Source organism: Pseudomonas sp. ASL7, assembly GCF_056680375.1.
The window spans coordinates 4,704,474-4,716,484 of the sequence record NZ_CM155279.1 but is presented as its reverse complement, the minus strand read 5'-3'; the positions used below and the strand labels follow the sequence as shown (position 1 = coordinate 4,716,484).

Annotated in this window: 10 protein-coding genes; 7 read left to right on the top strand and 3 right to left on the bottom strand. The window is 59.5% G+C overall.

Features of this window, described 5'->3' with window-relative positions; translation table 11 throughout:
• Position 1: 1 nt before the first annotated feature.
• The gene (locus AC1MDT_RS21875) at positions 2-631 is read right to left on the bottom strand and encodes a LysE family translocator (RefSeq protein WP_480418909.1); all 630 of its coding nucleotides are present in this window, start codon (positions 629-631) and stop codon (positions 2-4) included.
• A gap of 145 nt (positions 632-776) precedes the next feature.
• Between AC1MDT_RS21875 and AC1MDT_RS21870 the strand changes: the two genes are divergently transcribed.
• The 6 genes from AC1MDT_RS21870 to cfaB all read left to right on the top strand — a co-directional run bounded on the left by AC1MDT_RS21870 (position 777) and on the right by cfaB (position 8,900).
• Entirely contained in the window at positions 777-1,250 is a 474-nt protein-coding gene (locus tag AC1MDT_RS21870) for an Lrp/AsnC family transcriptional regulator (RefSeq protein WP_480418908.1), read from the top strand.
• A gap of 314 nt (positions 1,251-1,564) precedes the next feature.
• On the top strand, positions 1,565-3,526 hold the full coding sequence (hflK, locus tag AC1MDT_RS21865; RefSeq protein ID WP_480418907.1) for a protease modulator HflK: 1,962 nt from the start codon (positions 1,565-1,567) through the stop codon (positions 3,524-3,526).
• Positions 3,523-4,563 (top strand): protease modulator HflC, encoded by a 1,041-nt coding sequence (gene hflC / locus AC1MDT_RS21860; RefSeq protein ID WP_480418906.1) that lies wholly within the window; start codon positions 3,523-3,525, stop codon positions 4,561-4,563. Before hflK (AC1MDT_RS21865) ends, hflC begins: the two co-directional genes overlap by 4 nt.
• Positions 4,560-5,618: a protease modulator HflK gene (gene hflK / locus AC1MDT_RS21855; RefSeq protein ID WP_480418905.1), complete on the top strand. Its 1,059-nt coding sequence runs from the start codon at positions 4,560-4,562 to the stop codon at positions 5,616-5,618. The genes hflC and hflK (AC1MDT_RS21855) overlap by 4 nt, the downstream gene beginning before the upstream one ends.
• The gene (locus tag AC1MDT_RS21850; RefSeq protein ID WP_480418904.1) at positions 5,615-7,525 is read left to right on the top strand and encodes a heavy metal translocating P-type ATPase; all 1,911 of its coding nucleotides are present in this window, start codon (positions 5,615-5,617) and stop codon (positions 7,523-7,525) included. The genes hflK (AC1MDT_RS21855) and AC1MDT_RS21850 overlap by 4 nt, the downstream gene beginning before the upstream one ends.
• A 190-nt stretch (positions 7,526-7,715) precedes the next feature.
• Positions 7,716-8,900 carry a C17 cyclopropane fatty acid synthase CfaB gene (cfaB, locus tag AC1MDT_RS21845; protein WP_480418903.1) on the top strand — a complete coding sequence of 395 codons (1,185 nt, stop codon included), beginning with the start codon at positions 7,716-7,718 and terminating at the stop codon, positions 8,898-8,900.
• On the opposite strand, the gene cls is transcribed toward cfaB, so the two are convergent.
• Positions 8,897-10,336 (bottom strand): cardiolipin synthase, encoded by a 1,440-nt coding sequence (gene cls / locus AC1MDT_RS21840; protein WP_480418902.1) that lies wholly within the window; start codon positions 10,334-10,336, stop codon positions 8,897-8,899. The genes cfaB and cls overlap by 4 nt on opposite strands.
• 131 nt (positions 10,337-10,467) lie before the next feature.
• Here cls and AC1MDT_RS21835 point away from each other — a divergent pair, with 131 nt between their 5' ends.
• Complete coding sequence (locus AC1MDT_RS21835; protein WP_480418901.1) at positions 10,468-10,989, top strand: DUF3617 domain-containing protein; 522 nt, start codon at positions 10,468-10,470, stop codon at positions 10,987-10,989.
• Between the two features lie 22 nt (positions 10,990-11,011).
• Here the strand turns inward: AC1MDT_RS21835 and AC1MDT_RS21830 are convergent, their stop codons facing one another.
• The gene (locus AC1MDT_RS21830; RefSeq protein WP_480418900.1) at positions 11,012-11,914 is read right to left on the bottom strand and encodes a His/Gly/Thr/Pro-type tRNA ligase C-terminal domain-containing protein; all 903 of its coding nucleotides are present in this window, start codon (positions 11,912-11,914) and stop codon (positions 11,012-11,014) included.
• Positions 11,915-12,011: the final 97 nt, after the last annotated feature.

Sequence of the window (12,011 nt, the reverse complement as noted above, 5' to 3'; positions counted from 1 at the left end):
CTTACGCCTGTTGAACAAACGTCAGCCGCACCGCGAAACCAATCAACAGGCTACCGAACAACCACTGCTGCAAGCGTTGGGCCGAGGGACTGCGTTGCAGCCAACGGCCAAGTGCGGCGCCCACCAATGCATACGCGCTGTCGAACAACAATCCTACGCCCACCAGCACCACGCCCAAGGTCGCGAATTGCGCGAGCACCGGCCCCGCGTGCGGATCGATGAATTGCGGCAGCAGCACCGAGCAGAACAGCAGCGCTTTCGGGTTGAGCAGGTTGGTCAGCAAACCGCGCTGGATCGCTTCGCGCCAGTGCGGTTTACCGGGGGGAGCTTCGGTGTTGTTCAGAGTTGGCAGCAGCGTGGTTCGCAGGCATTGAATGCCGATCCACAACAGGTACGCGGCACCCACCAGACGCACCACATCGAAGGTCCAGGGCGCCGCTTTGAATAACGCTGCGAGCCCCAACGCCGCCAGTGCTACATGACACCCACGCGCAATGCCCAGACCCACCGCAGTCGCCAGCGCGGCGCCTTTGCCTTGGCGGGCACCGGTCTGCAACAGCAGAATCATGTCTGGGCCCGGTAACAGATAGACCACCGCCAACGCCATGAAAAACAGCCCGAAACCTGCCATGTCGCACCCCATTCGTTGTCGATTCGGTGCGGTCAGTCTAGGGTTGATGGGCAGGGCAGGTGCTTGCGTAGTTCGCTTCTAAACCATCCTTGATTGGCATAATCTGCTACAAATCTGCATCACAAACATCAGGATCTGCCAAACCATGAAATTGGACGCCTACGACCGCAAAATTCTCGCGGCGCTGCAACGGGACGGTCGCCTCAGCAATGTGCAATTGGCTGAGGAGATTGGTCTGTCGGCTTCGCCATGTTTGCGCCGGGTACGGATGCTTGAAGACGCTGGGGTGATTCGCGGCTATCAGGCCAATCTGGATCGCGATGAAGTCGGGCTGGGTCTGACCGTGTTTGTCGGGGTCAAGGTTGAACGCCACAACGATGAACAGGCGGAAGCCTTCCGCCTGGCCGTAACGGCGTTGCCCGAAGTAATTTCGGCGTTTCTGGTGTCAGGAGAGTCGGATTTTTTGCTGCAAGTAGTGGTGCCGGATTTGCGCGCCTATGACCGATTTCTCACCGGGCGATTGCTGAAGCTGCCGGGCGTCAGTGACATCCGTAGCAATTTTGCGATTCATACGGTGAAAACGCCGGGGGCTTTGCCGCTCGAACATTTACCGTTTTAGACCGAGTCGACTCATTCGCGAGCAGGCTCGCTCCCACATAGGTTTTGTTAACGCCGCAGATCAAATGTGGGAGCGAGCCTGCTCGCGAAGGCGATAGGTCAATCGATTCGACTCTGCGGGTCCTACATCTGGACTGGAAAACGCAGTCCATAGCCAAAATCATGAACATGATCAGTGCATTCTGAAGCATTTCGGTCAAGTTCAGGTAAGCGAGGGGTTAAGTGCATTTAAATGGAAGTTTTTAGTATAAAAATTTCACTTTTTTCGTTATATCGTAACGAATTGTGATGTAAGCCGATAAACACTGGGGTGGTATGCAAGTCGATCTCGATGTCGATGGGACGCAAGTAGCCGGGCTGCCGCGTTTTCAGCAGGCGGTTTTTCAAGGGCGGCGATTGCGCAGGTTCGCCATTGGCCTGGGCGCTCTCGTGGTATCAGGCGGGGTGCTGGCGTTTTTTGTCGGGCTATTTGCACCGCATTCGCTCTGGCCGGCATTGTTGGTCAATCAGAGCGCCGGTTTGCTGGTGCTGGTTGCCGGCCTGCAATCAGCCTGGTGGATTACCCAATGGCGCGCAAGGGCGATGAATCCTGTCGTCATGCAGGAAGTCGTTGTTGCTGAAGCCAATGTCCCCGTGGGTGGGTACCAACGGCTATTGGAGGGGATCAACCAACGATGGTTGAACCTGCTGGGTCAGATCGGTGCCCCCACGTTGTGGCTGGGTGGTTGGGCGCTGTTGACGTTGTTCGGCGTCGAACAGGTCTGGAACCTCACGCTGCCGCCCGCCGCGCTGGGCGTGTCGGCCAGTGTCGGTGCTGCTCTGTCGTTATTGCTGGCCTTCGGTTTGCTGGTGCTTGAGCGTCAACTGACCCAGGAAAACCTCGCGCAATGGCCGGAAGCAGGACCGTTGTCACAACTGACTCGTGTGGCGATCATTAGCCTGGTGCTCAGCGCTTTGTGTCTGTTGTTCAGTAGCGAAACTTCGGTTTGGCCGGTGCGTCTGGCCGTGTTGATCGGCTTGCTGCCAGGCTTGGTCGCCGTCGAATTGCTGTTGCGCGCGGTGCTTTCATTGTTCAGTCCCCGGCGAGAACAACTTGAGCCGACGTTGCTGGCGCGAAGTTTCGTCGCCGACATGCTGCGCTGGCCGCCCCAGCCACTTCTGGCATTGCAGCACGAATTGCACAATCGCTTCGGCATCGACTTGCGGCAGATCTGGGCCTTCACTTACATGCGCCGAGCGTTCCTGCCGGTACTGGCTGTGGTGTCGATTGTCGGCTGGTCGCTCACCGGTATTCACGAAGTGCCGCTGCAAGGGCGGGGGATCTATGAGCGTTTCGGTAAACCGGTGGAAGTGTTCGGCCCCGGTTTGCACGCGGGTTTGCCATGGCCGCTGGGCCGAGTGCTGAGCGTCGAGAATGGCGTGGTCCACGAATTGGCCACCAGTGTCGGCGAAGCGACGGTACCGACCATTGCCGAACCGGCAGAAGGCCCGGCGCCGGAAATTGCCAATCGCTTGTGGGACGCGAGCCATGTGAACGACAAATCCCAAGTCATCGCCAGTAGCCGTGCCGACAAGCAGAGCTTCCAGATCGTCAACATGGACGTGCGTTTCGTCTACCGCATTGGTCTGACTGATCAGGCGGCGATGGCGGCAACGTACAACAGCGCCGACGTGCCAACGCTGATTCGCAGCACTGCCAGCCGGATTCTGGTTCACGACTTTGCCTCGCGCACCCTCGACGGCTTGCTCGGCGAGGACAGGGTAGGGCTGGCTGAGGAGATCGGCCGCGCGGTGCAGACGGACCTGAACAAACTCGACAGCGGCGTAGAAATTCTCGCCACCGTGGTCGAGGCCATTCACCCACCCGCCGGTGCGGCCAATGCTTATCACGGCGTGCAGGCGGCACAGATTGGCGCCCAAGCCTTGATCTCCCGCGAGCGCGGGGCGGCGGCGGAGGCCACCAATCAGGCGCAGTTGCAAGCCAGCATCGCCCGTGATCAAGCGACGGCCAGCGCCCGGGAAATCAACGCCACGGCCCAAGCGGCAGACCTGCGCTTCAGCGCCGAACAAAAGGCCTACGCCAGCGCCGGCCAGGCTTTTGTGCTGGAGCAATACTTCAGCCAGCTTTCCCAGGGCCTGGCCAACGCCAGGTTGCTGGTTCTCGACCATCGTCTGGGCGGCAGCAGCAATGCGCCGACCATCGACCTCCGTACGTTTACGCTGCCGGCTGACCCTGCGCCTGCGCGTAAAACAGCTCAGCCAGGAGTTGCCAATTGAGCCAGTCGCATACTCACGATCACGATGACCACTCTGGTCACGATCACAGCCATGGCGGGCATCACCACGGCCATCACCATCATCACCACGGCGATCCACAAGAGGCTGGCCCATTCCCGTGGCGACGCATGGGTTGGGCGGCATTGCTGGTGGCGTTCGCCATCGCGGCGGCAAGCCTGGTGCAAGTTCGGTCGGGGGAGGCCACGGTGATCACGCGCTTCGGCAATCCATCCCGCGTGTTGCTGGAGCCAGGTCTTGGCTGGCGCTGGCCAGCTCCGTTTGAAGCGGCAATACCCGTCGATCTAAGGTTGCGCACTACCTCCAGCGGTTTGCAGGATGTGGGTACGCGGGACGGTTTACGCATCATCGTTCAGGCCTATGTCGCCTGGCAGGTGCAGGGCGATCCGGACAATGTGCAGCGCTTCATGCGCGCGGTGCAAAATCAGCCGGACGAGGCGGCGCGGCAGATTCGCACTTTTGTAGGCTCGGCGCTGGAAACCACCGCCAGCAGTTTTGATCTGGCCAACCTGGTGAACACCGATGCCAATCAGGTGCACATCGCCGATTTTGAAGCACAGTTGCGGCAGCAGATTGATCAGCAGCTGTTGACCACTTATGGCGTGCGCGTGCTGCAAGTGGGGATTGAGCGACTGACATTGCCCTCGGTCACTCTCACGGCCACCGTCGATCGCATGCGCGCCGAGCGTGAAACAATCGCCACCGAGCGCACTGCCATCGGCAAGCGTGAAGCGGCGCAAATCCGTTCCGCCGCAGAGCGGGACGCCCGAATCGTACAAGCCGATGCGACGGTAAAAGCGGCGGACATCGAAGCACAATCTCGCGTCGAAGCCGCGCAGATCTACGGTCGCGCTTATGCCGGCTCGCCGCAGCTCTACAACTTGCTGCGCTCCCTCGACACCTTGGGCACCATCGTTACGCCGGGTACAAAACTGATTTTGCGCACTGATGCTGCGCCGTTTCGGGTATTGGTCGACGGTCCGCCGACGCTCGATGGTAAGTCCGGGTCGCGGCCATGAATTTGGTTCCACGTGGAACAAATGAGTTAAGCAGCCCCTGGATTCAGGCCGGGCGTTTGGCCTTTCTCGCGTTGTACGCGGTGACTGTTTTGGCAGCTTTGGCGTGGGCGGTCTCCAATGTGCGGCAGATCGACCCGCAGAATCGTGCGGTGGTGTTGCACTTCGGCGCGCTGGATCGGATTCAGAATGCCGGGTTGCTATTGGCGTGGCCGCGACCGTTTGAGCAGGTGATTTTGCTGCCTGCGGCGGATCGGGTGATGGAGCGTCGGGTGGAAAATCTGCTGCGCTCGGATGCCGCGTTGCAGGCCGATCGAGCGTCGAGTTTTGCTACGCCGATCAGCGATGCGCTGGCCGGCTCCGGCTACTTGCTGACCGGCGACGCAGGTGTGGTGCAACTGGATGTGCGGGTGTTCTACAAGGTGACTGAACCCTATGCGTTCGTTCTTCAAGGCGAGCACGTACTGCCAGCGCTGGATCGATTGGTCACCCGCAGCGCGGTGGCGCTCACCGCTGCGCGCGACCTGGACACCATTTTGGTTGCCCGCCCAGAGCTGCTCGGTGCCGATAACCAGGCCGCCGAAAGACGTGAACGGCTGCGTGGCGATTTGGTGCAAGGCATCAATCAACGTCTGGCCGAATTGACGGCGACCGGGCAGGGGCTCGGCATTGAGGTGGCGCGGGTCGATGTGCAGTCGAGTCTGCCAGGCCCAGCAGTCAATGCTTTCAACGCTGTTCTGACGGCCAGTCAACAAGCCGACAAAGCCGTGGCCAATGCGCGCACGGAAGCCGAGAAGCTGACTCAGACCGCCAACGAACAAGCCGACCGAGCGCTGCAAGTCGCCCATGCACAGGCGAGTGAACGATTGGCTAAAGCCTCGGCCGACACGGCCACCGTGTTAAGTCTGGCCAAGGCGCAACAGCAGGGCACTGACCCGCAAATGCTGCTGCGCATTTACCGCGAGCGAATGCCGAAAATCCTCGGCCAGGCCGGCTCGGTAACCACGGTCAATCCGAAAGACGATTCCCGCCTGATCATTCAGGGAGCAGCACAATGACCACCCAATCCGCCGCCTCACCGAGCATGTTGTCCTCGGCTGAACAACGCAGCGCCGCCCGCCAACTGACGCTGGCGATGCTCGCACTGGGCTTGCTCGCGCTCGGCCTGATATGGCGCTGGCTGTCGCCGGAACAGACCGGTGTCAGTCAATTGCTGTTGGGGTTTGCTTCCGTGTTGGTGGCCGTGCCGGTCATGCGTTCGGCCTGGTACAGCCTGCGTTTTCCAAGTTTGCACGGGATCACCGATCAGTTGATCGCTCTCGCCATGCTGGGCGCTTGGGCCACGGGCGATCTGCTCACGGCGGCTTTGTTGCCGATTATCATGATCTTCGGCCACGTACTGGAAGAACGCAGCGTGATCGGTTCCCAGGAAGCCATTCACGCGCTGGGCATACTGACGCGCAGCAATGCGCGCAAGGTTCAGGCAGACGGCTCCATCGTCGAAGTCGACAACAGCACACTCAAGGAGGGTGATCAGGTTGAGGTACGCGCGGGTGATCGGGTGCCGGCGGATGGTCGGGTGTTGTCCGGTCAGGCGAGCCTGGACACGGCTTCGATTACCGGCGAATCGGTGCCGATGGAGGCGAGCGTCGGTTTGCAAGTCTTCGGCGGGGCGATCAATCTCGACGGTCTGTTGCGCATTGAAGTGACACGCACCGGTAACGAATCGACCCTCGGTAAAGTCATCGCGCTGATGCAAAGCGCCGAACGCTCCAAGCCGCCGATCACGCGTTTGTTGGAACGCTATGCGGGCAGCTACATGGTGCTGGTGTTGTTGCTGGCCGCGGTGACCTGGTTTATCACCAACGATGCCCAGGCGATGCTCGCGGTGTTGGTGGCGGCCTGTCCTTGTGCGCTGGTGTTATCGGCACCGGCCACGGCGATTGCCGGTGTGGCCGTGGCGGCGCGTCACGGGATTCTGATTCGTAGCTCCGCGTTCCTCGAAGAGTTGGCAGACCTGACTTCGCTGGTGGTCGACAAGACGGGAACCCTGACCTTCGGCACCTTGCGATTGCAGTCCATCGACAGCCCGCTGGAGGATCGTAGTCAAGTTCTGAAACTGGCGGCCAGCCTCGGCTCTGCCAGCAGCCATCCGGTTAGCCGCGCACTCGCGGGGTTGGTGAGTCAGGAACATTTTCTGCTGCTCTCAGACATTCACGAGCGTCAGGGTTTGGGCGTGGTGGCAATGACGCTACAGGGCGAGGCGGCGCTCGGGCGACCGGAGTTGTTCGCGCAGTTGGGTATCGCCACGTCGAGCGTCCCGGACCACGATGGGCCGATTGCAGGGCTGGCACTCAATGGTGAATTCCTCGCGTGGCTGTTGCTGGCCGACAGCGTCAAACCCGAAGCGCGCTTTGCCTTGAGCGAGTTGCGCGAACTGGGGTTGGGACGTCAGTTGTTGCTGACGGGTGACCGACAAAGTGTCGCTCACACCTTGGCCCGGGATGTCGGCATCAGCGATGTTGAAGCCCAGGCGCTGCCCGAGGACAAACTCAATCGCGTGCTGAAAGAAATTGGCAGTGGCTTCCGGCCGATGGTGGTGGGCGATGGCATCAACGATTCGCTGGCCCTTAAGGCTGGTGTGGTCGGCGTGGCGATGGGGGCGGGCGGAGCAGATATCGCATTGGCCTCGGCCGACATCGTGCTGATTGGCAGTGACTTGCGCCGGCTCGGGACGTGTGTGCGTTTGAGCCGCCAATGCCGGCAGACCCTGCAGGTCAATGTGATCATTGGTCTGGGTTGGACGCTGGCAATCGTCGCCTTCGCTGCGTTCGGCTGGCTCGGCGCGGCAGGGGCGATGATTGCTGCGTTGTTGCACAACTTCAGCACGTTGTTGGTGTTGGGCAACGCCGGGCGTTTACTCCGGTTTCAGGAGCCCTTGCTGAAGTTGAAGGACGAGATCTGAATGATTTCAACTTTTCAGAACTGTGCGCTGAATTCGTAGTCATCAGTGTGAGGGCATGTCACTTTCGAGAGTTCGCAGCGGTTTTGTTGAACGCTGCGACTTATAGAAAACGGCTATTAAATCGATAGCCAGCTATTTTTCAAAGTTGGTCTACCCTCACATCAGACGTCTGAAACAAGGGGGACTCTCCATGCTCGCGCACCTTCCACCGGCCTTACAGAATCTGCAGTTACCGCTTCGCCTGAGACTCTGGGACGGCCATGAATTCAATCTGGGGCCGACGCCCAGCGTCACTATTGTGGTCAAGGACCCACAAATGGTTTCCCAGTTCACCCACCCTAGCCTCGACTTGTTAGGTGCGGCGTTTGTCGAAGGCAAACTTGAACTTGAGGGCTCGATCAGCGAGGTGATTCGCGTCTGTGACGAATGGAGCCAGGCGCTGCTTGGTGACGCTGACAATCAGCCGGTGCGTGTTGTGCACGACAAAGAAACCGATGCAAAAGCGATTTCCTACCACTACGACCTTTCCAACGCCTTCTATCAATTGTGGCTCGACAGCGACATGGCGTATTCCTGCGCTTACTTCGAGACCGGCAGCGAAACGCTTGAGCAAGCTCAGCAGGCCAAATTCCGTCACCTGTGCCGCAAGTTGCGGCTGCAACCGGGCGAGTACTTGCTGGATGTCGGCTGCGGTTGGGGCGGTTTGGCTCGGTATGCGGCTCGGGAGTTCGGCGCGAAGGTGTTCGGGATCACGCTCAGTAAAGAGCAACTGGCTCTGGCCCGCGAACGGGTGACGGAGGAAGGCCTGGACGATTTGGTGGAACTGCAACTGCTCGACTACCGCGATCTGCCGCAGGACGGACGTTTCGACAAGGTGGTGAGTGTCGGCATGTTCGAACACGTCGGCCACGCCAATCTGGCGGAGTACTGCAAAACCCTGTTCGGCGCGGTGAAAGAGGGCGGTCTGGTGATGAACCACGGGATCACTGCCAAGCACATCGATGGCCGTCCGGTGGGGCGCGGTGCCGGTGATTTCATCGAGAAATACGTGTTCCCCAATGGCGAGCTGCCGCACCTGTCGATGATCGCTGCCGAGATCAGCGAAGCAGGGCTGGAGATCGTCGATGTCGAGAGTCTGCGTCTGCATTACGCGCGGACCCTGGACCACTGGAGTGAACGTCTGGAAGACAATCTGGAAGCTGCCGCCAAGCAGGTGCCGCAACAGGCGTTGCGGATCTGGCGGTTGTACCTGGCGGGGTGCGCTTATGCATTCGCCAGGGGTTGGATCAATCTGCACCAGATCCTTGCGGTGAAAGCCCACCCCGACGGTAGCCATGAGCTGCCCTGGACGCGCGACGACATCTATAACCCCTAGAGAATCGGAGAAATAAGCCGGGCGATCCGCATGCCGACCTGTTGCAGGCGATGGGTTTCCCGGCCTTCTTCTTTGGCGACTTCGTGGGCCTGCGCGAAGTCATCGTTGAGCATCTGCTCCACTTCGGCAGCGAACACACTGTCCACCGTCAGCAGCATCACTTCGAAATTCAAGCGGAACGAACGGTTGTCCAGGTTTGCACTGCCGATGGCGCTGATTTCACTGTCGACCAACACCACCTTCTGATGCAGAAACCCGGGCTTGTAGCGGAACACCCGCACACCGGCGCGTACTGCTTCGAAGGCATACAGGCTGGAAGCGGCGTAGACGATTCGATGATCCGGACGAGATGGCAGCAGCAGTCGCACATCCACACCGCGCAGAACTGCCAGCCTGAGGGCCGCGAATACGGCTTCGTCGGGTATGAAATAAGGGCTGGTGATCCATACCCGTTCTGTCGCCGCGTGGATGGCTTCGACGAAGAACAACGAACAGGTTTCGTAGGCGTCTGCCGGCCCACTGGCGAGCAACTGGCAGAGGACCCCGTCATCCGGATAAACGTCCGGCAAGATCAACGGCGGCAGTGAGCGGGCGGCCCAGAACCAGTCTTCGGCGAAGGATTCCTGCATGCAGGCGACCACCGGTCCACGCACTTGCACATGAGTATCGCGCCACGGCGCCAGGGGCGGTTTCTCGCCCATGTATTCGTCGCCCACATTGTGCCCGCCGACGAAGCCCAGCATCCCGTCTACCACCACAATCTTGCGGTGATTGCGGAAGTTCACCTGAAACCGATTGAGCCAGCCGCTACGCGTTGCGAAGGCTTTGACCTCGACGCCAGCCTCTCGCAACGTTTGCACATAGCTGTGGGGCAGGGTGTGACTGCCAATTCGGTCGTACAGCAAGTAAATGGCCACGCCTTCGGCCGCTTTTTGTAGCAGCAGGGTCTGTAATCGTTGGCCGAGGCGGTCGTCGTGGACGATGAAGAACTGAATCAGCACGGCTTCCTTGGCGCCGCTGATCGCTTCGAAAATGGCCTCGAAGGTGGCCTGGCCGTTGATCAGCAGGCGCACCTCGTTGTTCGCCAGACACGGCATGCGTCCTAGCTTTGGCATGGCCCTTAAAGACGCGTAAGCGTTGGAAGCGCGCGCAGTCAGCGCCTCTTCTACCCACGGGCGCCAGTTCAGCTCAGAAATGGCCTTGCGCATTTCTTCGTTGGCGGTCCGTCGAGCCTTGATGTAACCATCAAACGTACTGCGGCCGAAGACCAGGTACGGAATGAGCGTCAGGTAGGGAATGAACAGCAACGAAAGTGCCCAGGCGATCGAGCCCTGCGCGGTGCGGACGGTGAGCACGGCGTGGATGGCAGCGATCAGGCCCAGCGAGTGAAGCAGTGCAATCGTGTAGCCGAAAATGTGTGGTCCAAGGTAATCCATGGGACAGGCTTGCTCCTGAAGATTCAGTGCTTAACAGACCATGTTCCGTGCAGAATGTCGCTATTTAATTGGCCCATGAACCGATGCTGACGGCTGACGTCTAACGGCCACTATTGATCAGGAGTTACTCGATGAACGTTCGTCTGCTGGGTTTGGCCGTGGTTTTTGGTATAGCACTTCCTGTGGCCGCTCAAGCACAAATGCTGCAACCGGGTTTGTGGGAATTGACCACCAGTAACATGAAAGTCGATGACCAGAATCTGCCGGACTTGCAGCTGATCCTTGGCCAGTTGCAGAGCCAGATGACGCCTGAGCAGCGCGCGCAGCTGGAGAAGCAGGGCATCACGATGGGGGGTAAAGGGATCCGGGCATGCCTGACTCCGGAGCAGGTCAAGACTGACAATATTCCGCTCACCGACCCGCAATCGGGCTGCAAGCAGGAAATCACTGATCGCAGCGGCAATCAGTGGAAATTCCGCTTTAGCTGTCCGAAGGCGCAGGGGGCCGGTGTCGCCACATTCCTCAGTGACCGCGAGTTCACCACCAAAGTTAACGGCACTTTTAATGCCACTGGCATCCAGCAGAAAGGCAGCCTTGAAAGCCGCGCTGTGTGGTTGGGTCAGGATTGCGGGACTGTTAAGCCGAGAGCTTAAAAGCATCGCGAACACGCTGCTCCTACACGTTGGTGTGGGAGCAAGCTTTTTTCAGCCATTCACATACGGCATCAACAGTCATCCTGCCGAAGTCTTCTCCAGTGCGACTGCGCACGCTGACGAACCCGCCTGATTTTTCTTTCTCCCCGATCACCACCAGATACGGCACTCGCTGACTGTGTTCGCGGATCTTGTGGTGAACCTTCTCGTTGCGCAGATCAGCTCGCGCGCGTACGCCGTGTCGGCGCAGTGCCTCGGTCACAGACTGTGCATAATCCGCCTGACACTCATCCATGCTCACGATGATCACGTGTGGCGGCACCCGCCAGTTGTCCAACTCCCGTTGGCAGGGCCAGCATGTGCCGTAAATGCGCTGTGGCGAAGTACCGCTGATGTGATCGAGCGCGAATGCCTGCAATACTTTGGTTGCGGGAACATGTGGACCCACCGACACGCACTCGAACTCCCCGAAAAGGTAGGGCGTTTGCGTGAGGCTTGATCGGTCGGGCGGTTCGCGGCGGCGGATCGAGTGATTGGTCGCCGTCAGTGTCTTCATGCGCGCTTCGATGCTCGCAAGGTCGACCAGGTTTAAAGGTCGTTCAAACGCAAACTCATAATAGAAACCATCACCCAGCGCCGATCCGCTCTGCAATTGCGCTTTTGGATAGAGCTGTTTCACGGCCATGGCCAGCATCAATGCGCAGGAGCGACGCAAGATCTCCAGGCCGTCGGGCTCTTGAGGCGTGACGATGTTGACTCGGGCATCGGCCTCGATCATGAACTCACAGTCCACCAGCACCCCGTTCACTCGGCCGGCGACTGTCGCTTTGGCAAGCTCTGGACTAATACTGGCTGCGAACTCATACACCGACAATGGCTGGTCGTATTCACGCAATGAACCGTCGCTCAACTTGATGTGGATCATGTCGGTGGTCTCGATCGAGTGCTAACGCATAAACCGTAGTGGCAAACACTGGCACTGTCATTAAGACATTTGTCGTGCTGGACGGATTGTCCAGACA

Coding starts and splice junctions, on each gene's coding strand:
- AC1MDT_RS21875 (WP_480418909.1), bottom strand. CDS start 631: ATGGCAGGTTTCGGGCTGTTTTTCATGGCGTTGGCGGTGGTCTATCTG.
- AC1MDT_RS21870 (WP_480418908.1), top strand. CDS start 777: ATGAAATTGGACGCCTACGACCGCAAAATTCTCGCGGCGCTGCAACGG.
- hflK (WP_480418907.1), top strand. CDS start 1,565: ATGCAAGTCGATCTCGATGTCGATGGGACGCAAGTAGCCGGGCTGCCG.
- hflK (WP_480418905.1), top strand. CDS start 4,560: ATGAATTTGGTTCCACGTGGAACAAATGAGTTAAGCAGCCCCTGGATT.
- AC1MDT_RS21850 (WP_480418904.1), top strand. CDS start 5,615: ATGACCACCCAATCCGCCGCCTCACCGAGCATGTTGTCCTCGGCTGAA.
- cfaB (WP_480418903.1), top strand. CDS start 7,716: ATGCTCGCGCACCTTCCACCGGCCTTACAGAATCTGCAGTTACCGCTT.
- cls (WP_480418902.1), bottom strand. CDS start 10,336: ATGGATTACCTTGGACCACACATTTTCGGCTACACGATTGCACTGCTT.
- AC1MDT_RS21835 (WP_480418901.1), top strand. CDS start 10,468: ATGAACGTTCGTCTGCTGGGTTTGGCCGTGGTTTTTGGTATAGCACTT.
- AC1MDT_RS21830 (WP_480418900.1), bottom strand. CDS start 11,914: ATGATCCACATCAAGTTGAGCGACGGTTCATTGCGTGAATACGACCAG.